General features: G+C 60.5%; 22 protein-coding genes. 6 read left to right on the top strand and 16 right to left on the bottom strand.

The window, feature by feature from the left end:
• Positions 1–66 precede the first annotated feature (66 nt).
• Both C8N43_RS00730 and C8N43_RS00725 read right to left on the bottom strand, forming a co-directional pair.
• Positions 67–864 carry an N-acyl homoserine lactonase family protein gene (locus tag C8N43_RS00730; RefSeq protein ID WP_107843794.1) on the bottom strand — a complete coding sequence of 266 codons (798 nt, stop codon included), beginning with the start codon at positions 862–864 and terminating at the stop codon, positions 67–69.
• Complete coding sequence (locus C8N43_RS00725) at positions 861–1,151, bottom strand: putative quinol monooxygenase (RefSeq protein ID WP_107843793.1); 291 nt, start codon at positions 1,149–1,151, stop codon at positions 861–863. Before C8N43_RS00725 ends, C8N43_RS00730 begins: the two co-directional genes overlap by 4 nt.
• Positions 1,152–1,235: 84 nt before the next feature.
• Here C8N43_RS00725 and C8N43_RS00720 point away from each other — a divergent pair, with 84 nt between their 5' ends.
• Genes C8N43_RS00720 through C8N43_RS00710 form a run of 3 tightly spaced genes read left to right on the top strand, consistent with a single transcriptional unit; the run spans position 1,236 to position 3,985 of the window.
• Positions 1,236–2,324, top strand: coding sequence for an isocitrate/isopropylmalate dehydrogenase family protein (locus C8N43_RS00720; protein ID WP_107843792.1), 1,089 nt, complete (start codon positions 1,236–1,238; stop codon positions 2,322–2,324).
• On the top strand, positions 2,321–3,325 hold the full coding sequence (locus C8N43_RS00715; protein ID WP_107843791.1) for a Gfo/Idh/MocA family protein: 1,005 nt from the start codon (positions 2,321–2,323) through the stop codon (positions 3,323–3,325). Before C8N43_RS00720 ends, C8N43_RS00715 begins: the two co-directional genes overlap by 4 nt.
• A 3-nt stretch (positions 3,326–3,328) precedes the next feature.
• On the top strand, positions 3,329–3,985 hold the full coding sequence (locus tag C8N43_RS00710) for a GntR family transcriptional regulator (protein ID WP_107843790.1): 657 nt from the start codon (positions 3,329–3,331) through the stop codon (positions 3,983–3,985).
• Here C8N43_RS00710 and mnhG read toward each other — a convergent pair.
• The 7 genes from mnhG to C8N43_RS00675 form a co-directional block, all read right to left on the bottom strand.
• A complete protein-coding gene (gene mnhG / locus C8N43_RS00705) occupies positions 3,982–4,365 on the bottom strand; it encodes a monovalent cation/H(+) antiporter subunit G (RefSeq protein WP_107843789.1) in 384 nt (127 codons plus the stop codon). The genes C8N43_RS00710 and mnhG overlap by 4 nt on opposite strands.
• Positions 4,362–4,649 (bottom strand): K+/H+ antiporter subunit F, encoded by a 288-nt coding sequence (locus C8N43_RS00700; RefSeq protein ID WP_107843788.1) that lies wholly within the window; start codon positions 4,647–4,649, stop codon positions 4,362–4,364. The genes mnhG and C8N43_RS00700 overlap by 4 nt, the downstream gene beginning before the upstream one ends.
• The gene (locus C8N43_RS00695) at positions 4,646–5,149 is read right to left on the bottom strand and encodes a Na+/H+ antiporter subunit E (RefSeq protein WP_107843787.1); all 504 of its coding nucleotides are present in this window, start codon (positions 5,147–5,149) and stop codon (positions 4,646–4,648) included. The genes C8N43_RS00700 and C8N43_RS00695 overlap by 4 nt, the downstream gene beginning before the upstream one ends.
• Position 5,150: 1 nt before the next feature.
• Positions 5,151–6,707 carry a monovalent cation/H+ antiporter subunit D gene (locus C8N43_RS00690; RefSeq protein ID WP_107843786.1) on the bottom strand — a complete coding sequence of 519 codons (1,557 nt, stop codon included), beginning with the start codon at positions 6,705–6,707 and terminating at the stop codon, positions 5,151–5,153.
• A complete protein-coding gene (locus tag C8N43_RS00685) occupies positions 6,704–7,054 on the bottom strand; it encodes a Na+/H+ antiporter subunit C (protein WP_107843785.1) in 351 nt (116 codons plus the stop codon). Before C8N43_RS00685 ends, C8N43_RS00690 begins: the two co-directional genes overlap by 4 nt.
• A 2-nt stretch (positions 7,055–7,056) precedes the next feature.
• A complete protein-coding gene (locus C8N43_RS00680) occupies positions 7,057–9,933 on the bottom strand; it encodes a monovalent cation/H+ antiporter subunit A (RefSeq protein ID WP_107843784.1) in 2,877 nt (958 codons plus the stop codon).
• 222 nt (positions 9,934–10,155) lie between these two features.
• Positions 10,156–11,235: a UTP--glucose-1-phosphate uridylyltransferase gene (locus C8N43_RS00675; protein WP_245912862.1), complete on the bottom strand. Its 1,080-nt coding sequence runs from the start codon at positions 11,233–11,235 to the stop codon at positions 10,156–10,158.
• Positions 11,236–11,566: 331 nt separating this feature from the next.
• Here C8N43_RS00675 and C8N43_RS00670 point away from each other — a divergent pair, with 331 nt between their 5' ends.
• The 3 genes from C8N43_RS00670 to ggpS are packed head-to-tail and all read left to right on the top strand — an operon-like array spanning position 11,567 to position 14,970.
• Positions 11,567–12,676 carry an NAD(P)H-dependent glycerol-3-phosphate dehydrogenase gene (locus C8N43_RS00670; RefSeq protein WP_425437071.1) on the top strand — a complete coding sequence of 370 codons (1,110 nt, stop codon included), beginning with the start codon at positions 11,567–11,569 and terminating at the stop codon, positions 12,674–12,676.
• Between the two features lie 18 nt (positions 12,677–12,694).
• The gene (locus C8N43_RS00665) at positions 12,695–13,465 is read left to right on the top strand and encodes an HAD-IIB family hydrolase (RefSeq protein WP_107843781.1); all 771 of its coding nucleotides are present in this window, start codon (positions 12,695–12,697) and stop codon (positions 13,463–13,465) included.
• 2 nt (positions 13,466–13,467) lie between these two features.
• The gene (gene ggpS / locus C8N43_RS00660) at positions 13,468–14,970 is read left to right on the top strand and encodes a glucosylglycerol-phosphate synthase (RefSeq protein ID WP_107843780.1); all 1,503 of its coding nucleotides are present in this window, start codon (positions 13,468–13,470) and stop codon (positions 14,968–14,970) included.
• Between the two features lie 30 nt (positions 14,971–15,000).
• Here the strand turns inward: ggpS and C8N43_RS00655 are convergent, their stop codons facing one another.
• The 7 genes from C8N43_RS00655 to C8N43_RS00625 form a co-directional block, all read right to left on the bottom strand.
• Positions 15,001–15,927 (bottom strand): HAD-IIA family hydrolase, encoded by a 927-nt coding sequence (locus C8N43_RS00655; RefSeq protein ID WP_107843779.1) that lies wholly within the window; start codon positions 15,925–15,927, stop codon positions 15,001–15,003.
• A complete protein-coding gene (gene phnE / locus C8N43_RS00650; RefSeq protein ID WP_107843778.1) occupies positions 15,891–16,706 on the bottom strand; it encodes a phosphonate ABC transporter, permease protein PhnE in 816 nt (271 codons plus the stop codon). The genes C8N43_RS00655 and phnE (C8N43_RS00650) overlap by 37 nt, the downstream gene beginning before the upstream one ends.
• Complete coding sequence (gene phnE / locus C8N43_RS00645) at positions 16,706–17,527, bottom strand: phosphonate ABC transporter, permease protein PhnE (protein ID WP_107843777.1); 822 nt, start codon at positions 17,525–17,527, stop codon at positions 16,706–16,708. Before phnE (C8N43_RS00645) ends, phnE (C8N43_RS00650) begins: the two co-directional genes overlap by 1 nt.
• The gene (phnC, locus tag C8N43_RS00640; RefSeq protein WP_107843776.1) at positions 17,524–18,324 is read right to left on the bottom strand and encodes a phosphonate ABC transporter ATP-binding protein; all 801 of its coding nucleotides are present in this window, start codon (positions 18,322–18,324) and stop codon (positions 17,524–17,526) included. Before phnC ends, phnE (C8N43_RS00645) begins: the two co-directional genes overlap by 4 nt.
• Positions 18,325–18,389: 65 nt before the next feature.
• A complete protein-coding gene (gene phnD / locus C8N43_RS00635) occupies positions 18,390–19,364 on the bottom strand; it encodes a phosphate/phosphite/phosphonate ABC transporter substrate-binding protein (protein WP_107843775.1) in 975 nt (324 codons plus the stop codon).
• Positions 19,365–20,040: 676 nt separating this feature from the next.
• On the bottom strand, positions 20,041–20,916 hold the full coding sequence (locus C8N43_RS00630; RefSeq protein WP_107843774.1) for a DUF4123 domain-containing protein: 876 nt from the start codon (positions 20,914–20,916) through the stop codon (positions 20,041–20,043).
• On the bottom strand, positions 20,917–21,501 hold the full coding sequence (locus C8N43_RS00625; protein WP_146174138.1) for a hypothetical protein: 585 nt from the start codon (positions 21,499–21,501) through the stop codon (positions 20,917–20,919).
• Positions 21,502–21,519 lie beyond the last annotated feature (18 nt).

Below are 21,519 nucleotides of genomic sequence, written 5' to 3'. Positions count from 1 at the left end.
TCGACGAAGCTTGCCACAGATCAGAATTTTATCAACTGGTAAAATTTAGGCGGTTTGTGAACGCGGCTAGAACGGGAAACCCTTATGTGGCCCTTGGTCCAGACGCCAGCAGAACTCGGGCCCGTCGCGCGGGAACAACTCCGTCGTCAGCGGATCATGGCCCGGAATAATCAGCGACCGATCCGAGGCGAGCCGCTGGATCGTCGCGAACCCGTCGAGCATGTTCTGAAGATCAACAACGATGGGGAATGGCTTGTTCTCAAACACATTCTCATAAAAATGCGTGGCATCAGAAGCGAGGCAGAGCCAGCCCGCATCGGTGCGCACCCGCACCACCTGAAGCCCCCGCGAATGGCCGCCAACGCAGTGCACCGTCACGCCTTCGGCGACCTCACCGTCCCCCTTGTGGAAGACGCAGCGGCCCTGGAAGACCCGGCGCACGGCCTCGCAAATATGCTCCGCTGTGAAGGGCATTTGCAGCGCACCGTGGCACATGCACGGGCCGGTGGCATATGCCATCTCGGCTTCCTGCAGATGGATTTCGGCGTTTGGAAAAAGGTGCAGCCCACCGCCGTGGTCGTAATGCAGATGGGTGACGATCACTTGCGAGATGTCTTCGGCCTGCAGTCCGATCTCGGCCAAGGCGTCGCGCGGATCGCGAATGATCGGACGGCCGCGCGTGTCGGCCTCCGCCCCGTCATAGCCGGTGTCGACCAGAATGACCTCGGCCCCGCGACGCAGGACCCAGATGAAATAATCCATCGGATGCGGCGCATTGTGATCGTCGTCGAACAGAAAGCTCTCGACGCGCGTGCGGTCGTTACGATCCGCATATTTCAGCGCGTGGACCTGCCAGGCGCTCATCGGGCCACCTGCGAGAAAAATCGCACGTCCTTTGATAGGACCATTCCGTCAATGTCCTTCTGGAACTGCGCATAATGCGCCGACGCCGTGTGCGCCTCGAACGCCGCGCGGTCGTCGTAGATCTCGTAGAGGAACACCTCCCCCGCCCGCTCCGGGTCTGTGCAGACGTCGAATTGCTGGCATCCCGGCTCGTTGGCGCGCGATGAGCGTGCGTTTTGCATCATGAGCGGCAAGAAGGCCGCGACCGCATCTGGCGCGATCTGGAAGGTGACGACGACGGCGTACATGAGCGGTCCTTATTCTATTGCATGCATTAACGTATACGTTAATGTGCGATCAAACGTATAATCACAAGGCTGAGTTACGCATCCATGGGAAAAACATTCAAGATTGCCGTCTTTGATGGCGACGGCATCGGTCCGGAAATCATGCACCCGACGGTTGCTTTGTTAAAGGGCTTGGCCGCGCGCAGCGATGAGTATGATTTCGCCTTTGACACCGTGCCTGCAGGGGCCGCTCACTACGTATCCAACGGTGAGAGCTTGCCCGATGCGTCGCTGGAGACAGCCCGGGCAGCGGACGCCATCCTGCTGTCGGCCATGGGCCTGCCTTCCGTCCGCTATCCCGACGGCACCGAAATCTCGCCGCAGATTGAGATTCGCAAGACGCTGAACCTGTACGCGGGCGTGAGACCGGTGCGCATCGCGCCCGGCCAGCCAACGCCGCTTGCGCTGAAGGGCGGACAGACGGTCGATTTTGTGCTCATCCGCGAGAGCACCGAAGGGCTGTTCCATTCGCAGGGCACGCGCGACGTACGCAACGACGAAGAGGCCTATGAGACGCTGAAAATCACCCGCGCCACATCGGAGAAGCTGCACCGCTTTGCCTTCAAACTTGCGCAAAATCGCAAAGCAACGGGGCGCAGCCCCGGCAAGGTCACATGCGTCGACAAGGCGAATGTCTTTGCGGCCTTCGCCTTTTTCCGCAAGATTTTCGACGAGCAGGCGGCGCTCCATCCTCAGATCAGCCATGATCACGCCTATGTCGACGCGACCGCGCTCTGGATGGTGGAAAAACCGTGGGTTTTCGATGTGCTTGTCACCGAAAACATGTTCGGGGACATCCTGTCCGATCTTGGCGCGGGCCTGATGGGGGGGCTGGGGCTCGCACCATCTGCCGATATCGGCGACGAGCACGCGGTGTTTCAGCCCTGCCACGGCTCGGCCCCCGATATTGCGGGTCAGGGCATTGCCAACCCGTTTGCGATGATCCTGTCGGCTGCGATGATGCTCGATTGGCTGGGCGAGACCCACGGCATTGCGGCGCTGTCCCAAGATGGCACGCGCCTGCGCGAAGCGGTCGAGGCCGCCATCGCGGACCGGGACGGCGTGACCCGCGATCTGGGCGGCACAGCCAGCACATCGGAGGCGGCAGAGGCCATCGCCGCGCGCCTGTTGTGAAGGTCGCCTGCCTAGGCGCGGGCTATTTCGCGGCGTTTCATTACGACGCGTGGCGGCGCAATTCCGGGGTGGAGTTGGTCGGCTCCTGTGACATGGACCTGGTGAGGGCCGAAGCGACGGACCTCCCTGCATTCCAGTCCTTGGACGAAATGCTCGAGCGCACACGACCCGATATCCTTGACATCATCACCCCACCGCCAACACACGCCGAGGCGATCATGACGGCGCTCGATGCCGGGGTCACGGCGATCATTTGCCAGAAACCATTTTGCACCTCTTTGGACGAAGCGCGGCGGGTCACGGACGCCGCAAAGAAAGCCGGCATCCCGCTGATCATCCATGAAAATTTCCGTTTCCAGCCGTGGTACCGTGCAATCAAATATCTGATGGATGACGGCGCGATCGGGACGCCGCATCAAGGCACGTTTCGATTGAGAACAGGCGACGGCCAAGGGCCCGACGCCTATCTTGACCGGCAGCCCTATTTCCAGACCATGCCAAGGCTGCTGATCCACGAGACCGGCGTGCATTGGATCGACACGTTTCGCTACTTGTTTGGACGCCCGGTAGCAGTCTATGCCGATCTGCGCCGCATGAACCCGGCCATCGCAGGCGAAGACGCGGGCCACGTTCTGTTCGAATTCGAAGACGGCACGCGGGCGATGTTCGACGGCAACCGTTTGCTTGATCACAGCGCGCAGAACCACCGGCTGACATTGGGCGAAGGGCTGTTCGAGGGCACCGGTGGCACGCTGACCCTCTCCGGCGCCGGCACGGTGGAGCTTCGCCAGTTCGGCACACGCGACATGACCCGGGTTCTGCCCCCGCAGCTCTGGCGCGGATTTGGCGGGGACTGCGTGTTCGCGCTGCAAAACCACGTCGTGGAGGCGTTGGAGGTCGGTGCACCGTTCGAGAACAAGGCGGAGGATTACCTGATCGTGCGAGAGGTCGAGGACGCGATCTACCGCTCCGCCGAGACCCGCCAACGGGTCGAGGTCTGAGCCATGGCGCGCCAGACCGAACACGCGTTGGAGCGGCTGCGCGAGATGGTATTTTCCGGGGAGCTTGCGCCCGGCTCGAACCACTTTGAGGCTGACCTTGCCGAAGCGCTTGGCATGTCACGCACACCGGTGCGCGAGGCGGCGTTGACGATGCAGGCCCAAGGCTTGGTGGAGGTCCGACCGCGGCGCGGAATGCGCGTTTTGCCGATTTCTGCCAAAGACATGGCGGACATCTACGACCTGCTGAGCGAGCTTGAAAGCCTTGCCGCCGCACGGGCCGCCGCGCGCGGGTTGTCACGTTCGGAGCTTGCGCAGGCCCAGGACTGCATCGCGCGTATGGACGCGGCCTTGGCGCGCAAGGACCTCACCGCGTGGGCCGAGGCAGATGCGGATTTCCATGCCGAGCTCGTGCGGCTCTCCGACAATCCGCGCCTGATGGAGGTGTTCGCGCGCTACACCGATCAGGTGCGTCGCGCGCGATTGGTTACCCTGCCGCTGCGCCCGCTGCCCGTGCAATCGAACCGCGATCATCAGGCGGTGCTCGATGCCATAGGCCTTGGATTTGCTGACAGGGCCCGCGATCTGCACCGCGATCATGTGACCCGCGCACGCGCGATGCTAACCCAGCTGCTGGTCGAGACGGGGCTAAACGCGCTTTAGGGGCTCTTGGGCGGCTCGATGTCCCGGTCTGCCACGGGCACGTTCAGGGTCGACCACGTGTCGTCGCGCGGCGGCGTAGGCGGTGTGTCGCATGAGCGCTTGTGAATGTTCACCTTCGCCAGAAAGTTCGCCGAAATCGGCGCGGTGACGAACAGGAACGCCATGATCAACACCTGATGCAACGAGCCTTCGGAATAGGTGAAGGAATAGAATATCGAGGCAAGCAGGAACATGCCTACCCCCACAGTGCCGACCTTTGTCGGCGCGTGCATTCGGGTCATGCTGTCGTTGAACTTCAAAAGGCCAATGGCGCCCACAAGCGTGAAGATCGAGCCAATGACGAGGCAGATAGCGGCGGCTATTTCTAAGATCTCGGTCATTCGATGATATCCCCGCGAAGCACGAAGCGCGCATAGGCGACCGTAGACACGAAGCCTAACATGGCGATCATCATGGAGACCTCGAAATAGATCGTGGTGCCTTGCGCGATGCCCAAAAGCACGATCAGCCCGATGGCATTGACCACCATCGTATCGAGCGCAAGGATACGATCCCCGGTGCTTGGCCCGATCACCAGCCGGATCATGCACATGATCTGTCCAAGCGCCGCGATGACAAAGGCGATCGTCAGCGCGCCGGACATGAAACTTGTGGCGAAACTCATAGGAAAATCTCCTTCAAGCGGGCCTCGTAGCGGCTTTTGATCTCATCGCACACCCCGTCGGGGTCATCGGTGTCCAGCACGTGAACCAACAGGCTGTGCCCCTGATCCGACAGATCGGCGGATACCGTGCCGGGCGTCAGCGTGATGGTACCGGCGAGGATCGTGATCGCCTCTGGCTGGACCAGATCAAGCGGGACGACAATCCACGCGGGCTTCAGCTTGCTGTTGGGCTTGGTCAGCACGATCCAGGCCACCTGCACGTTGGCCACCATAATATCCCACAGGACAATCACGGCATAGCTTGCCATCTTGCCAAGGCGGAAGCCCTTGGGCGTATTCGGCCACCAGATCGAGGTGGCCCAGGGAATAATGATCCCCAAAATGATGCCGAAGACCACCATCCCGGCCGAAATCTGGTTTTGCAGCAGCGTCCAGACCACGGCGAGGATCAGGGTGACGAACGGATGCGGGATCAACCAGTAGAACGCACGTTTGAGCATCTCAGTTGTCCCCCTCTTTCTTCTCGCCGACCGTCTCGCTGAGCTTGCCCGGGGTCTCGAGCACGGTCGAGATGTAGCGATCCGGCGCGAAAAGCTGGGCGGACATCTCGGTCATGTAGGCATGGGCCCGGCCCGCGAAGACAGTGTAGAGCACCAGCAGTCCCAGCAAGCTGCCAACGGCCACGTAGGACAGGGCCGATGGCTGCGGGGCGACCTCGGCAGTCTCCTCCTGCGTCACGCTCTGGGCCTTCCAGAACACAACGGAGCCCGCGCGGGCGAAACCCACAACGGAAATCAGGCTTGAGATCAGGACCGTGGCCCAGACCCAAACTGCCATCTCGTCGGTGAAAGCCGCTTGCAGGATCAACAGTTTGCCCACAAAGCCCGACAGCGGTGGCAGGCCGGCCATCGCGATGGCGGCCATGAAGAACAGCCCGGCCGTCAGCGCCGCGCCCGCAACGGGGGCCATCGGGGTCAGGTTAAGGTTCATCCGGCATGCACGCACCAGGTCGGTGATCAGGAAAAGGGCCGCGGCGGCGAGCGTCGAGTGGATGATATAGTAAAGCGCCGCCGCGATGCTCACTTCCGTGAACATTGAGATCGCGACCATCACCATGCCCATTGAGCCGATGACGGAGAAGGCCACAAGTCGGTCAAGCTTTTTCGCCGCGAGAACACCCACCATCCCAATCGCCAGAGACACCAATGCGGCGGGCAGCAGCCACCAGCCATGCAGGCCCGCAGTCGCCTCCAGCTCTGGCGAGAAGATCATGGTGTAGACGCGGATGATCGCGTAGGCGCCGACCTTGGTCATGATCGCGAAGAGGGCTGCGACCGGTGCCGGAGCCTCGGCATAGCTTGACGGCAGCCAGAAATGCAGTGGCACGAGCGCGGCCTTGATCGCGAAGACCAGCAACAGCAGTACCGAGGCTATGCGGATGCCCACCGTCGCCTCCGGTCCGATCAACTGCACCCGCTGGGCGAGATCCGCCATGTTGAGCGTCCCCGCCTCGGCGTAGATCGCGCCGAGTGCGAACAGGAACAGGGTCGAGCCCAACAGGTTGAACAGCACATACTGAACGCCCGCGCGCAGCCGCTCATTGCCGCCTGAGTGGATCATCAGTCCGTAGGAGGCAATCAACAGCACCTCAAAGAACACGAACAGGTTGAACAGGTCGCCCGTCAGGAACGCGCCAAGGATGCCCATGAGCTGGAATTGGAACAGCGCGTGGAAGTGCCGCCCGCGCTCATCCCAGCCAGAGCCGATGGCGTAGAGCAACACAAACAGGGCCAGTACGGAAGTCAGCAAGACCATCATCGTCGACAGCCGGTCGCCGACGACCACGATGCCGAAGGGCGCGGCCCAATCGCCAAGCTGGTAGAGCATCACTGTGCCGTCAGAGGCCTGCCATGCCAGCCCCGCCGTGATGGCGATCAGGGCGATGACGCCCGCGACGGACAGCACCCGCTGGATGCCGATGTGATAGCGTGCGGCCAGCACAATAAAGGGCGCGAGGATCGCGGGCAGGATGACGGGAAGGATCAGCCAATGGGTCATGACTGTGCCTCCTCATCCTCGGAAGGCACCGGATCATCCACGTGATCGTCGTCGGATCCCAGATAGGCCCCGAGCGCCAGCATCACCACGACCGCGGTCATGCCGAACGAGATCACGATCGCCGTCAGCACAAGCGCCTGGGGCAGCGGATCGGCATAGGTCTCGACCCCGTAGCGCAGGATCGGCGGGGAACCTGTGGTCAGACGCCCCGAAGCGAAGAGGAACACGTTGACCGCATAGGTCAGCAGTGAAATCCCCAAAATGACCGGGAAACTGCGCAGGCGCATCACAAGGTAAAGACCGGCGGCCGTCAGGATGCCGATGGCGGAGGAGACGAGCAATTCCATGGTCACGCGCTCTCCGCTTTGATGTCGAGACTATCGGGCGGCGCTTCGCGGGACGGGTCGATGTCCATCGGATGCTCGCTTTCGGGCACATGCGCGCGCCGGGCAAGCCGCGAGAAGCTTTCAAGCGACAGCATCACGGCGCCAACGACCGCAAGGAACACGCCTAGGTCAAACAGCGCCGCAGTCGCAAGCTCGAACTGCTGGAAGGGCGGGATGCGCACATAGGTGAAGTCCGAGGTCAGGAAAGGCTTGGAGAAGAACCAGGAGCCGATGCCTGTCAGCCCCGCGATCAGCACGCCTGCGCCGATCACGCCGTGATACGGGTATCTCAGCCGCGCCGAGGTCCAGGAAAAACCGCTCGCCATGTACTGCATGACCACGGCGATGGAAACGACGAGCCCCGCAATGAACCCGCCACCGGGCTCGTTATGACCGCGCAGGAAGATATAAAAGCCCACCATCAGCACGACCGGCATGATCACGCGGGTCAGCACCACCATCATCGTCGGGTGCATGTCCCCCGCCCGCGGCTGATCGGGCTTGCGGTTCAGCAGCCGTGCGCGGACAGGGCCGGACAGCAGTGTCTCTGTCAGAGCGTAGATCAGCAGCGCGGCGATACCCAGCACGATGATCTCACCATAGGTATCAAAGCCCCGGAAATCGACGAGGATCACATTCACCACATTGGTGCCGCCCCCGCCTTTGTAGGAGTTTGCGAGGTGAAACTCCGAGATCGGCGTGGCGACCGCGTCGCGCAGCAGGAAATGGTAGCTCATCGCCATCGTCGCCAATCCACCCGCAATCGCGACACTGGTGTCGCGCAGGCGGCGCAGAACGGTGCTCTCGATGGGGGTGGCGTTCGGCAGGAAGTTCAGCGCAAGCAACAGTAGGATGATCGTCACCACCTCAACCGTGAATTGCGTCATCGCCAGATCCGGGGCGGAAAAGTAGACAAATGCCACCGAGACCATCAGCCCGACGATCCCGATCAACACCAGCGACAACAGACGGTTGCGATGCATGAACACCATGCCCAGCGTCGCCGCGACCAGCATGACCCAGCCGGCTATCGCGATCGGCTCAATCGGTGTGAGCTCTCGCGTGGCCGCGCCCAACGTGCCGGTCGTAAACGCGTAGTAGCCCGCAAGCGTGGTTGTGGCCGCCATGATCGCCGCATAGCGTGTAAAAGCGCCGTTGTGCAGCGTGTGCGTGACGGCTTGGGCGAGCCTGACGATCGCCGCGATCAAGGCCTCGAATATCGTCTTGGCCTCCGGGCGCGGCGTGTTTTCCCAAGCGGCCAGCAAGGGCTTGTAGATCAGCATCAAGAGCAAGCCACCCACCACGGCCGCGATGGACATGAACAGCGCCGGGACCAGCCCATGCCAGATCTTGAAATAGGCTTTCGGAACCTCGCCCGCCTCGCCGATCACAGCGGCTGTGACGAGCTTCACGAACGGCTCCGCCAGGAATGGCGCGCAGCCGATCACAACGACCAGAACGATCAGGAATGCAGGCGGCCCCCACATCCCGAAGCCCGGATCATGCGGCTTTGCCGGGTAGTCGTCGCGCACAGGGCCGAGGAAGGTATGGCCGATGAGGCGGAAGCAATAGGCGGCAGAGAAGAGCGAGCCGACGGTCGCCAAGACCGGCACCAGCCAAGGCGAGTTGAAGAGCACCGTGTGCGTCGCCTCCTCCAGCATCATCTCTTTCGACAGGAAGCCGTTGAGCAGCGGAATGCCCGCCATGGACAGCGCGCCAAGGGTCGCGATGACGAACGTGATCGGCATGAGGTGGCGCAGGCCGCCAAGCTGGCGGATATCGCGCGTATGCGCCTCGTGATCCACGATGCCCGCAGACATGAAAAGCGCCGCCTTGAAGGTCGCGTGGTTGAGAATGTGAAACATCGCTGCCATCGCACCAAAAGGCGTGCCAGTGCCAAGAAGCATAGTGATCAGGCCGAGGTGACTGACCGTCGAGAAAGCCAGAAGCGCCTTTAGATCATGCTTGAAGATCGCGATCAGCGCGCCGAGCACCATCGTGATCAGGCCCGCGGTCGTGACGATCACAAACCACTCCGGCGTGCCGGACAGCACCGGCCACATGCGCGCCATCAGGAAAATGCCCGCTTTCACCATCGTCGCGGAGTGCAAATAGGCGGATACCGGCGTCGGTGCCGCCATCGCGTGCGGCAGCCAGAAGTGGAACGGGAATTGCGCCGATTTGGTAAAACAGCCGAGCAGGATTAAAATCAAGGCTGGCAGGTAGAGCGGGCTGTCCTGGATTGCCTCGCGGTTCTGCAGGATCACGCTCAGGTCATAGGAGCCTGCGATCTGGCCCAGAATGAGCATGCCACCGATCATCGCGAGGCCGCCCATACCGGTGACAGTCAACGCCATGCGCGCGCCCTGCCGCCCCTCGGGAAGGTGCTTCCAGTAGCCGATCAGCAGGAAGGAAGACAGCGACGTCAGCTCCCAAAACACCAGCAAAAGCAGGATGTTATCGCTCAGAACGATACCGACCATCGCGCCTTGGAAGAGCAACAGGTAAGTGAAGAACTCACCCATATTGTCTTTGCGTGACAGGTAGTAGCGGCCGTAGGTGATGATCAAAAGCCCGATGCCAAGGATCAGACAGGCAAAGAAGAACCCAAGCGCGTCGAGCATCAAGGTGAAATTCATGCCCAGAAGCGGCAACCAATCGACGCCGACCTGAACCACTTCGCCTGCGAAGACGGCGGGCGCGTTTGTCAAAAGCCCAACCAAGGCCGAGAGCGTCACCATGAAGGTCACCCCGGCACATGCCGCACGCCCTGCTTGGTTCATCAATCCCGGCAACAACGCACCCAGGAAGGGCAAGGCGACGATAAGGAAGAGGGACACGCGAACTCCTAGTCTCGGGGGCCAAGGGCAGGTTTGCGCACTATTTGTGGCAGTTAGCCCCGGTGCTCAAGAGCTGTTGACAAAATTTGTCGTATTTTAAGAGGCCGAAGGTTCGATAATCGGCCTTTTGATCGGATTTTCAGGAATTGTAGGCTCTAAAAAACAGAAATGGCGCGCAAAACTGGACAATTTGCGCGCCTTTCAGCGTGAGCCGAGTATATCTTATGCCGCGCGGTCGCGGCTCTGACTGGTGACAAAGGCGTCTAGCACGTCCGCAAATTCGGGATCCTGCTGAGCGAGATGCAGTTGCGCTGCGAGCATGCCCTGCTTTGAGCCGCAATCGAAGCGTAGCGCGGAAAAGCTGTACCCGGCGAGCCCGAGTGTCTTGACGCCAGCGGCGATGGCGTCCGTCAGCTGGATCTCTCCCCCCACACCGGGCTTCTGCGTCTCCAACGCAGCGAAGATGCTTTCATCCAGAATGTAGCGCCCCACTACAGCGCTGGTGGACGGGGCTTTCTCCGGCTGCGGCTTCTCGATCATGCCATCGGCGCGCGACAGCTGACCGGTGCGTTCGATAACGGAAAGGATGCCGTATTTCGACACGTCCTGCGAAGGGACTTCCATCGTTGCAACAAGGTGGCCTGCGTCGCTTTCCTCATAGGCTTCGATCATCTCGGACAGGCAGCCCTTACCGCCGACAATCAAATCATCCGGCAGCAGGACAGCGACGGCGCCCGGAAGCGCGACGTCCTTGGCTTGCAGAACGGCGTGGCCCAGGCCCAACGGCTCCATCTGCATCACAAAGCTCACATCGACGTCTTTTTCGTCAAGCGCTGCCTCTTTCAATTTCCGCGCGATCCGCGCTTTTCCCCGCTCTCGCAGAGTCTGGCGCAGCTCGAAATCGTCAAGCACGTGGCGCTCAATCGCGTCTTTCGAAGGGTGACTGACGAAGACCATCCGTTCGATCCCGGCATCGCGCGCCTCGTCAATGGCATATTGGATGAGCGGCGTATCCAGAACCGGCAACAGCTCTTTCGGAGTAGCCTTCGTCGCCGGGAGAAAACGCGTGCCGAGCCCGGCTACTGGAAAAATTGCGGTTCTTACGGCGGGTTTCGGCATTGTGGAGGGCTCCTTCGATGTTTGCCATTCTGCGGCGCGGCGTTGAGGATTGATTAAGAACTGCTCTCGGAGGTCGAGATGTCCAGCAAACAACCCACTGCCCAAGCTGGTTCCCGCCAAGGCTGAAATCGTGGACATCGCTACGTGACGGCGGTTTGAATGCGAGAACTCTTCATTCCGCATGAGAAAATCGCACGGAAGTTCAATTACTTCCGCGGTTTTGCCTCTATTTTATGGGTTTCTTTGGCTCGTACAGTACGCTCGCGAGCCAGAGCGACTGAATTGTGCCCCGCCACTAAATCATCCGAATTGCTCAAATATAGGGCAGAAAATGCATGGGAGCTGGCCGGTTTGCAACACGATCGCGTGGTCTCCTTGTAGTCGCCCATCAGCCCCGGCATTCCACTTGGACAAAAGCTTGGAACCAACGGAAGCGCCAACCGTTGGGTCACGATTTGTCGCAATGCAGCGAAGGGCGTGCCGACGCTGCGCAAGGACAGGACCCCGCATGAATATGAGCCCCAATATCGCGCCGCCCGAGCCAACGACACATCCCTACCATCGCATTGCCGTGATCGGCGCAGGGTCATGGGGGACCGCGCTCGCAAGCGTCGCGGCAACGGCCGGGCGGCAGGTGGCGATGTTTGCGCGGGACAACGAGACTGTGTCAGAGATCAACGAGCGTCACAGAAATATGCGCTACCTTGGTGACATTGGCCTTCCACCATCAATCCGCGCCACGCAGGATATGGAAGACGCCGTTGGGGCCTGCGACGCAGTGATCATAGTTGTCCCGTCGCGTGCCGTACGCTCCGTCGCGGCTCGCCTGGCGCTATTTATTCCGGAAGGCATCCCGGTCGCCGTCTGCACCAAGGGGATCGAGCCCGTCACGGGCCTGTTGATGACGCAGGTTGCGGAGGAAGAGCTTGACGAAACGCCACTCGGCACGATCTCTGGCCCGACGTTCGCCCGGGAGACCGCGCTCGGCCACCCAACCGCCGCCTGCGTCGCCTTCCCGTTCACCTACGCGGACAGGTTAACGCCCCATCAAAGCGTCGCTGCACGCTTCGCGCATTCCATGTCGACCGCCTCTTTCCAGACATACATATCCGATGACCTTGTCGGCGTAGAGATTGGCGGCGCCGTCAAGAATGTGATCGCGATTGCGTGCGGAATGATGACCGGCGCGGGCTTTGCCGAGAACACCCGTGCGGCGCTGATCACCCGAGGCATGGACGAGATGAAGGCTCTGGCTGAAGCGCTCGGCGGGCGGCGCGAGACGGTCACGGGCCTCTCCGGGGCCGGTGATCTGACACTGACTTGCTCGTCGACCACCTCGCGCAACATGTCGCTTGGCATGCAGTTGGGGCAAGGAACGCCGCGCAAGAAATGCTTCGAGGGGCGTCCGATCGTTGTAGAAGGCGAAGCCAACGCGACTTCGATTATGGACCTCGCCCGCCGCGTTGGGGTTTCGATGCCGATTTGCGAGACGGTCAATGCGGTACTCGGCGGTCGCGCTGAGCTGCAAGAGGCCTTCAAAAACCTTTGGACCCGCCCGATTGAAGCCGAGCCGCGCGCGATGGATCTGTCCTTGCCCAATCCGGTCGCAGCAACTCCCGTCTGATTGAAACGATAGGACCTTATGACCCTTTCTCTTCCCCCATTGGCCGACCGGCGCATGGTTCTGGCCACTGACCTTGATGGCACGTTTCTGGGTGGCACCGACGACGACCGCGACCAGCTTTATGATTGGTTGCGGGCCAGTCGCGACACGGTTGGGCTCGTCTTCGTCACCGGTCGCGACCCGCAGTTCATCGCCGAGCTATGTGGCGATGGGCGTGTGCCTTGGCCGGAATATGTGATCGGCGATGTCGGCACGACCATCGCGGAGGTGCGTGACAGCGCGATCCATCCAATCGAGCCGCTCGAGAAAGAGATTTCGCAGGCCTGGGGTGACTTGGGACATCGGGTCCGGGATACGCTGAAAGATCGCTCGGGCCTGTCTCTGCAACAAACGGAATTTCGTTACAGATTGAGCTACGATATGGACCCCGACGCGCTCGACCCACAGGCCAAACACGAGGTCGAGGCGATGGGGGCGGACGTATTGATCTCCGACAATCGTTTCTTCGACGTTTTGCCACGCGGGGTCAGCAAAGGGCCGTCGCTGATACGCCTGATTGCGCATCTGGGTCTTTCGCCGAATTCGGTCCTCGCCGCTGGTGACACTTTGAACGATTTGTCCATGTTGGTCGCTGGAACCCCTGCTGTCGCAGTCGGTGGCTCCGAAGAGCCGCTGCTGGACCAGCTCCCGCAAAGGCCTACCATTTATCGGGCCGAGGCCATCGGGGCCGCCGGCATTGTCGAGGCGATCAGCGCCTTCGACCTGCACCCAGACCATTTGGACGCGTAAACATGGCCTCTGATTTTGTGATCGTCTACCACCGCCAGCCCTATGAAGAGGTTGAGGAAGATGGGAAGATTACCTTCCGCGAGAACTCCAGCCCGAACGGGATCGTGCCGACGCTGAAAAGCTTTTTCGGGAAGGCCGATCACGGGGCTTGGATCGCGTGGAAACTCGCCGATGATCCGGCCAACCCAGATTTCGAACGAGTGGTCGAGATTGAAGACGCCCATGGCAGCTACGCCGTCTCGCGCCTGCCTCTGACGGCCGAGCAGGTGCGCAGCTTCTACCACGTGACCTCGAAAGAAGCGTTCTGGCCGATCCTCCATAGCTTCAAGGAAAAGTACAACTACGACCCCGTGGACTGGCCGACCTTCCGCGAGGTGAACTGGGCGTTCGCGGAGGCTGCCGCCCGCGAGGCCGATCGCGGGGCGAAAGTCTGGGTGCATGACTACAATCTGTGGCTGGTGCCTGGATATCTGCGCCAGATGCGCCCCGATCTGACGATTTCTTTCTTCCACCACACCCCCTTCCCGTCTGCCGACCTTTTCAACGTCCTGCCGTGGCGCAAGGAGATCGTAGAGAGCCTGCTGACCTGCGATGTCGTTGGCTTTCACATCCCGCGCTACGCGGCGAATTTTGTGTCCGTCGCGCGCAGCCTGCTTGATGTTCGGGTCAAGGAGCGTGTTCCCGTCGAGGAAGAGTTGATATCCGAGGGCACCGCGCTCAGCGAGCGCAGCGCACCGACCCTGTTGTCCTACGCAGGACGAGATGTGGCGATCAGCTCTTCTGCCGTTGGCGTCGCCGTGGACTTCATCGAAGACCGCGCCAACGACCCGGAGGTCAAGGCCCGCGCCGCAGGTATCCGGTCAGATATGGGCGACAGCAAGCTGATCCTGTCCGTCGGACGCACCGATTACACCAAGGGCGGGCTGGAGCAGATGGAAAGCTTCGAACGTGTGCTCGAGAACAATCCGGAGCTGCGCGGCAAGGTGCGGTTGATGCATGTCTCGGTCAGCGCCAATCGCGCGATGACCGCCTACGAGGGCATTCAGGCGGGTATCGAAGAGACCGCGGGCCGGATCAACGGCCGGTTCGGGACGCTCGAATGGCAGCCCATTGCGCTGATATCTCGGGCCATCGCCTTTGATGATTTGATCAAATACTACCTCGCCGCCGACGTCGCCTGGATCACGCCCTTGGCCGATGGGATGAACCTTGTGTGCAAGGAATACGTCGCGTCGCGGACCGACTGCGACGGGGTGCTGGTCCTGTCCGAATTTGCCGGTGCCGCGGTCGAGCTGAACTCCGCCGTCATCACCAACCCGTTCTCGCAACGCTCCATGGATCAGGCGATCCTTCACGCCCTGTCGATGGAGCAGGCCGAGCGGCAAGAGCGCATGTCCGCCCTGCGCAAAATGGTCAAACGGTTCTCGGTCGAGGCGTGGGGCGCATCACAAGACCTCGCATTCGAGCAAGCGGCGGCGCGAAAGCAGATCACCGACGCGGCGTGAGCAGATTGCCCTGGCAGAGGCGAAGACGGGCTAAGGGCGGCTTAAGATAAAGTCTGGCGCGATGCCTGAATCCCGGATCGCGGTATCCACATCGTGCCCGGCAAAGAAGCCGTATTCCGCGATCAGCGCGGTCTTCAGACCCGCTGCGTTGCCGCCCAAAATGTCGGTGTGCAGGCTGTCACCGACCATGACCGTCCTCGACGGATCAACGGAGCCCAACTGGGCAAAGGTCAGCTCGAAAATATTGCCAAACGGTTTGCCGAAAAACATGGGCTCAATCCCGGCCGCGTCAGCAAGCCTGTGCGCGAAGCTACCGGGCTCGGTCGAGAAGCCGCTCTCGCGCGGTGCGACGATGTCCGGGTTGCCCACGTAGACAGGCCGCGGATTGCGGCGCAGGGACTCCACGAGCAGGGTCTGCCGCTCTTCCGTCCAGACGGCGCTTCCGAGCAGCAGAAATGCCTCCGCCGCGTCGTAGTCGCGGGCGGCCTCGGCAAGATAGGTTATGTCGAGCGTTTCCAGATCGGCACGGCCAAGGCTTTCAGTCGCCATCAGCCCCCATTTTCGGGATGGCTGGGACGCCAGCGCGTGGAGCGTCGTCTTACGGCTGGTGATCACGTCCTCGGGCGCGAAATCATATCCGAGCCGGGCGTATTTCTTCATCAGATCCGCATGGGGGAACCCGGCAGCGTTCGAGACGACCATTACCCGCTTACCCGCCTTCTGCAGCCGCGCGACGCGCTCCGGCACGCCTTCGATCGCCGTTTCACCGATGTTCAAAACCCCGAACGCATCCAGCAGGAAGGTGTCGATGCCATCGGCAATGGCCTCGAGATGCGGCGCGCGCATAGAAGCGCCGCCATTCGTGGCTGCTGGCAAACGGTGGCGCACGCTCTCATACGCGGCAAATGCGTCTTCGGTCTTCAAATGATCGCGCCACGCACTTTGGCTGAGACCCATTCCGAAATGACGACGGCGAGCAGGATCACCAGCAAGATCAGCGACACTTGCGGCCACGCCAGCACGTTGAGTGAGGACGACAGCTGCAAGCCAATGCCCCCTGCTCCGACGAGCCCCAGCACCGTGCTCTCACGAATGTTGATATCCCAGCGAAACACGGCGATCCCGGCAAAGGCAGGCAGGATCTGTGGCACGATCCCGTAAGCCATGACCTGCCAGCGGGAGGCCCCGGTGGCGGTGATCGCCTCGACCTGGGTGTCGTCGATCTCTTCGATGGCCTCATAGAGCAGCTTGGCACAAAAGCCGATGGACCGGATTGCGATGGCGATGACCCCCGCAAAAACCCCTGGCCCGATGATCGCGATCAGCAGCAATGCCCAGATTAGCGAATTGATCGACCGGGTGGACACAATGATCAACAAGGCGATGGGCCGGATCAGGTAGCGCGACGGGGTGGTGTTGCTGGCGGCAAGGAAGGCCACCGGTACAGCCATGATAAGGGCCAGCAAAGTCCCCAAGGTCGCGATGTTGAGCGTGTCCCAAATCGGTCGGCCCAGTTGGGCGATATACTCCCACCGGGGGGGGGTCGCACGGGTCCAGATGTCGCCCGCGATGCGCGGCGCATCCCAGACGAAGAACCACGTTGTCGCGGCCGAGATCTGTTGCCAGCAATAGGCAAAGATGGCGATGCCAACCAACCAGAGCACCCAGTGAAACAGGCTCTCGCGGCTGGTGCGCCGCTGCCAGACTTTGAGCCCGTGGGCGTCTTGCACCGGCATTACTGCACCCTCGCCCGGATCACGCCGGACATGTATTCAAGCGCCATGACGATCACGATGATGATGAGTAGAATCGCCGCCGCCGTGTCGTACTCATACCGGTCGAAGGCCGTGTTCAGCGTGGCGCCGATGCCCCCGGCCCCGACGAGCCCGAGGATCGCGCTTTCGCGGAAATTGATGTCGAGCCGGTAGATGGACAGACCGATCAGGCGCGGCATCACCTGCGGCTGCACACCGTAGTTGATCCATTGCGCCCACCGTGCCCCGGACGCCTTGATCGCCTCCGCCTGAACCTTGTCCATGCTTTCGATATCCTCGGCCAATAGCTTCGACAGGAAGCCGATCGTGGCAAAGCTGAGTGTCAGGAAACCGGCCAGCGGGCCAAACCCGAAAATGGCCACTAGCAGGATCGCTACGATGATTTCCTGCAGCGCACGGCTGACCGCGATGATGCCGCGGCAGATCAGGTAGACCGGCAATGGGGCCACGTTTCGCGCCGCACCAAGAGCGATTGGGATCGAGATCGCGATGCCCACCACGGAGGACGCGACCGTCATGACGATGCTTTCCACCATGCCTTCGTAGATGTCGGACGACCGGCTCGTGAAATCGGGGCTGGTAAATGCGAGGACGAAGTTCTTGCCGCGCTCAAGACCCTCATAGACCCGCGACCAGTTCACCTCGATCGTCATGTAGGACGCGATGAGATAGGCGATGAAGCCTGCGAGCAGTGTCCACCGCAGCCATCTGCGCTGAATGAAATGCGGCTTTTTCCAAGGCTGGCCGATGCGCGCGTTCACATCAAAAGTCGTGTCGCTCATTGCGCGGCGACCTCGGGCTCGTCTTCATCCTCGTCGACCGGTTTGATCGTGGCCTCCCAGTCTTCTTCGCCGTAGATTTCGGTCAGTTTGTCCGGGGTCAGGCCATCGGGCGCCCCATCATAAACCACCGCGCCGAAGCGCAGGCCGATGACGCGCTGCACGAACATCTGCGCCAGGGCGACGTCGTGGATGTTGATGATCGCGGCGAGCCCGCGCTCCTCGCAGAGCTCGCAAATGAGGCGCATAATCTGGCGGGAGGTCTTCGGATCAAGCGATGCTGTTGGCTCGTCCACCAGCAACAAGGCGGGATTCTGGATCAAAGCGCGGCAGATGCCGACCCGTTGGCGCTGGCCGCCCGACAACTCGTCGGCCCGCTTGTCGGCCATATGGGCGAGCCCCACCCGGTCGAGAAGCCGAAACGCCTCATCCACATCTGATTGCGGGAATTTGCGCAGGAAGCTGCGCCAAAACCCAACGTAGCCAAGGCGCCCGGACAGCACGTTCTCCATCACGGTCAGGCGCTCGACGAGGGCATATTCCTGAAAGATCATCCCCATGCGCCGACGCTCTTTGCGCAAGGCGCCGGACGACAGGCCGGTCAGCTCTGTGTCGCCGAGATAGACCTTGCCACTGGTGGGCTCGACCAGGCGGTTGATGCACCGGATCAGCGTGGACTTGCCCGCCCCGGACGGTCCGATGAGGGCCAGTACTTGGCCCTCCGGCACCTCCAACTCGACCGCCTTCAGCGCCTGATCGCCGGTCTTGTAGGTCTTCACAAGCTTCTCAAGCCGCAGCATCAAAGCCCCCTGCCTTTTGATTTATAATTGGAAAAGGCGGGCCACGTGGCCCGCCTGATCAAGTCTTATTCGCAGGAGTAGCTGACCCCATTGGCGGCGTCGATCTTGCGAATAACGTCCCAAAATTCCTTGTAGGTCATCTCGAGGAACTGGCCCTCGTTCGATTTCTCGAACTCCGCCTGCAGCGTGGTGCCGTCCCACTCGAAGTTGAAGAACGCGTTGCGGATCTTCTCCTTCAGCTCGGGCTTGAGGTTATGCGCCGTGCCAAAGCCCGTGGTCGGGAAGGTCTGGGACTTGTAGATTACCTTGACGTCGTCTTCCTTGATCACATCGCGCGAAATCATCCGCGACTTGACCGAATTGGCGATGGATGCGGCGAGGTAGTCCTTGTTGGCCACGCCAAGGATCGAGTTGTCATGCTTGCCGGAATAGACCGGCTCGAAATCCCGCTCGGGCAGCAGGTCGAAATCGCCCTTCAGGATCGCGGACGGAGCCTTGAAGCCGGAGTTGGACGTAGGCGAGGTGAAGGCCAGTTGTTTGCCCTTGATGTCCTCGACCTTTTCGATGCCGGATCCGGGATACGTGATGATTTCCATCTCATAGCCGAAATTGCCGTCCTCGGACGCCATGATGGTAAACGGGTTGAAGCCCGCGCAGTTCACCGCAAGCGGGTTCGAGCCGGTGTTGAAGCCCGCAATATGTAGGCGGCCCGAGCGCATCGCTTCGATCTGGGCTGCGTTGTTCTGGACGGGGAAGAAAACGACGTCCTTGCCAGTCTCTGCTTCCAGATGGGTCAGGAAATCCGACCAAGCCTCTTTGTAGACGGCCGGGTCCTCGACCGGAGTGTAGGCAAAAATCAAGGTGTCCGGGTCGACCTGATCGGCCGGATCGGTCGGGGTATCGGCAAGCAGATCGCCGTCCACGTCGCAGAAGCGCTCATCGAGATCGCCACGCGGGCAATCCTGAGCGGCAACCGGCCCTGCAAGCGCCAAGGCCAGCGACACCGCAGCGCCGGACAAAAGTGAGTTCATAAGTTTCATGTCAGTTCCTCCCATTTCGTGAACGCTAACGGGAAGTTTCCAACACATAAAGACGATTCTTTGGCTTGGTTCAGCGAGGTCACGTTTGGCGAGTAAGTCACACGGGCCACCCGCTTTCGCGACCGTAAGGTTTCGGGTGGCATCGGGTCAGCGATCAAGGTCTGTAGTCTCGCACCGAGGGTACATGGTATTGACAATTGGACGGCTCATTGCGCATCGATATCGAGGATTCTACTGCAAGTTGGGATCCCTCGCTTCTCGCCGGGAAACGCTCGACGTGGCGGAGCCGAGCCCAACGCGCCTCTGCACCAATCAATAACAAAACACTCGGTCGAAAGCCCTAAGAAATGGTACCACACGTCACTGGGCGGACTTGCTCCGGCAGTCTATGCCGCTCTCAACCGTGCCACCCGGCCTACCTTGCTTGAGCTTCGCAACGGTTCCGCTCAGCAGGCCTTGACCACAATCCGACCAGCGAAAAAACCAGGAACGGATCATTTAACGAAACGGGCTCGGATCAGGGGCTGGGCCAGACCTGAATACGAAAGACGGACATCAATCCGTTTCGTGTTTGCAGCATTGAAATTGATGGTAACAGCGTGGATCGTCCACGCGTTGCAACTGGGACCATTTTTCACACTTTAACCAACCGAGTTCGCGCATAGAGGACGCATGTTCAAGCCGTTGAGGCTTCCTGCAACTTATGGACGGCAGCTGCCTTGATCTGTTCGATATCGCGAACACCACTTGAGTATTGCTCCATTAAAGCCTCGAAAACGTAGTGCTCGCGTTCTGCTGGGGTGTGTTCGGAAACGTCAGGCGGAATCGCCATTTCAACCGATTTCGCTCTTCCTCTCAGAACGCCTTTCAGAAGGGCTGCGTCTTCGGTCGGTGTAAGTGTGAATTCTCCGTTTGAGTAGGCCGCTGTAGAAACAATAGATTTGTTCGGGATGATCTTGTGCGCCTGACCGATTTGGTCGGCATAACTTACGATGACCGAAATCCAGCCCCCACCCTTAATCTGAAACAAGTCCTTGCAGCGTGAGGGCATCTTCGCAATGGCCTCGAAGTAGTCGCGTGCCGTGTTCGTTTCCCAGAACCGGAAAAAGCGGTCTGGACCGTCTATGCTACGGGTCCGGGTGAATTTTCGCAGATGCTTCCAGACCGTATCCATGGGCGCATCCGAGCACAGGAGTATCCCGGTCCCTTTTTCCCAATGCTCAGCGAAAAACTCGCGGTGAAAGCGCGTGGCACCGCTTTCGTGCACAGTCAAATCTACAAGGTGCGGCGCGCTCTCTCTAAAGCGTTCTTCTGCCTCGCCTTGAAACAGACATCGCACGGGTAAATCCTGTGAATCGAGATCGAACACCTTGGTTATATTTGTTCTCAAACAGGCGTCCACAACGAGATAGGTTCTCTGGGACGGATCGCCAAACAGAAGCTCAAACAGGTCCGGATCGATCCATGTTCGGTCCCAAAACGGAACATTCGGCTGTGCAGGTACGCGTTTCACGTCGATAGGCGCGACCTCTAAGCAGGCGGTGCCCGGCACCTAACGCCCCCTTAACGCATCAAGCAACTGTGGGCGCACAAACTGGTAAAAGCGACCAGTCTCCTCCAGCCTCTCTTCAAGGGCGTCTTTTGGCATCTCTCGCAACCATGCGGCATAGGTCGCAGCGTTGTCGGCCTCCTTGAGATGCATGGCGATGAGAAGTGGATCAACTGAGTCCTCGTGGGGATAGGCCCTTATCATGAACAGGCTATTGGTGACCTGCCAGTCCGGCTTGACGTCTTCGAACTTGAGAATGTCTTCCCAAGCATAGGGTAAGACATCGTATTTCCACTCTTGTTGGGTTTTTCGCGTGAATTTGTTCCACAATGGATGCATACCCGCTGCGCGTTTACTCATCATCTCGGCCGGCACGTCGGCAAGCTCGGCGTCAATCTCATTGTAGAGCGGTGCATTCTTCTGCCAACCGCGCAGAATAAGGTACTGCGCACGATACCGCGGATCGTGATCGGAGAGTGCGGCATCATAATTAGGCAATAAGTCCGCACCGCGTAAGAAAGCGTTTCTTCGCTCGACATATGCCGCCCCCATCAAGCCGGAAAGTTCTTGGATTTCTTTTTGGGTCATGGAGTCAATATCCTCAGC

The sequence above is a fragment of the Litoreibacter ponti genome (assembly GCF_003054285.1).
Classification (GTDB): Bacteria; Pseudomonadota; Alphaproteobacteria; order Rhodobacterales; family Rhodobacteraceae; genus Litoreibacter; species Litoreibacter ponti.
Note: the sequence above shows the minus strand (reverse complement) of the source record. Positions and strands in the feature narration are given on the sequence as shown.

What these genes read in the sequence shown, in the direction of transcription:
- C8N43_RS00675 (WP_245912862.1), bottom strand. Translation starts at nt 11,235, where the DNA reads ATGCGGAATGAAGAGTTCTCGCATTCAAACCGCCGTCACGTAGCGATG.
- C8N43_RS00700 (WP_107843788.1), bottom strand. Translation starts at nt 4,649, where the DNA reads ATGAGTTTCGCCACAAGTTTCATGTCCGGCGCGCTGACGATCGCCTTT.
- C8N43_RS00695 (WP_107843787.1), bottom strand. Translation starts at nt 5,149, where the DNA reads ATGCTCAAACGTGCGTTCTACTGGTTGATCCCGCATCCGTTCGTCACC.
- C8N43_RS00690 (WP_107843786.1), bottom strand. Translation starts at nt 6,707, where the DNA reads ATGACCCATTGGCTGATCCTTCCCGTCATCCTGCCCGCGATCCTCGCG.
- phnD (WP_107843775.1), bottom strand. Translation starts at nt 19,364, where the DNA reads ATGAAACTTATGAACTCACTTTTGTCCGGCGCTGCGGTGTCGCTGGCC.
- C8N43_RS00730 (WP_107843794.1), bottom strand. Translation starts at nt 864, where the DNA reads ATGAGCGCCTGGCAGGTCCACGCGCTGAAATATGCGGATCGTAACGAC.
- ggpS (WP_107843780.1), top strand. Translation starts at nt 13,468, where the DNA reads ATGGCCTCTGATTTTGTGATCGTCTACCACCGCCAGCCCTATGAAGAG.
- phnE (WP_107843778.1), bottom strand. Translation starts at nt 16,706, where the DNA reads ATGCCGGTGCAAGACGCCCACGGGCTCAAAGTCTGGCAGCGGCGCACC.
- C8N43_RS00670 (WP_425437071.1), top strand. Translation starts at nt 11,567, where the DNA reads ATGAGCCCCAATATCGCGCCGCCCGAGCCAACGACACATCCCTACCAT.
- phnC (WP_107843776.1), bottom strand. Translation starts at nt 18,324, where the DNA reads ATGCTGCGGCTTGAGAAGCTTGTGAAGACCTACAAGACCGGCGATCAG.
- C8N43_RS00710 (WP_107843790.1), top strand. Translation starts at nt 3,329, where the DNA reads ATGGCGCGCCAGACCGAACACGCGTTGGAGCGGCTGCGCGAGATGGTA.
- C8N43_RS00725 (WP_107843793.1), bottom strand. Translation starts at nt 1,151, where the DNA reads ATGTACGCCGTCGTCGTCACCTTCCAGATCGCGCCAGATGCGGTCGCG.
- C8N43_RS00685 (WP_107843785.1), bottom strand. Translation starts at nt 7,054, where the DNA reads ATGGAATTGCTCGTCTCCTCCGCCATCGGCATCCTGACGGCCGCCGGT.
- C8N43_RS00720 (WP_107843792.1), top strand. Translation starts at nt 1,236, where the DNA reads ATGGGAAAAACATTCAAGATTGCCGTCTTTGATGGCGACGGCATCGGT.
- C8N43_RS00665 (WP_107843781.1), top strand. Translation starts at nt 12,695, where the DNA reads ATGACCCTTTCTCTTCCCCCATTGGCCGACCGGCGCATGGTTCTGGCC.
- C8N43_RS00625 (WP_146174138.1), bottom strand. Translation starts at nt 21,501, where the DNA reads ATGACCCAAAAAGAAATCCAAGAACTTTCCGGCTTGATGGGGGCGGCA.
- C8N43_RS00655 (WP_107843779.1), bottom strand. Translation starts at nt 15,927, where the DNA reads ATGGGTCTCAGCCAAAGTGCGTGGCGCGATCATTTGAAGACCGAAGAC.
- mnhG (WP_107843789.1), bottom strand. Translation starts at nt 4,365, where the DNA reads ATGACCGAGATCTTAGAAATAGCCGCCGCTATCTGCCTCGTCATTGGC.
- phnE (WP_107843777.1), bottom strand. Translation starts at nt 17,527, where the DNA reads ATGAGCGACACGACTTTTGATGTGAACGCGCGCATCGGCCAGCCTTGG.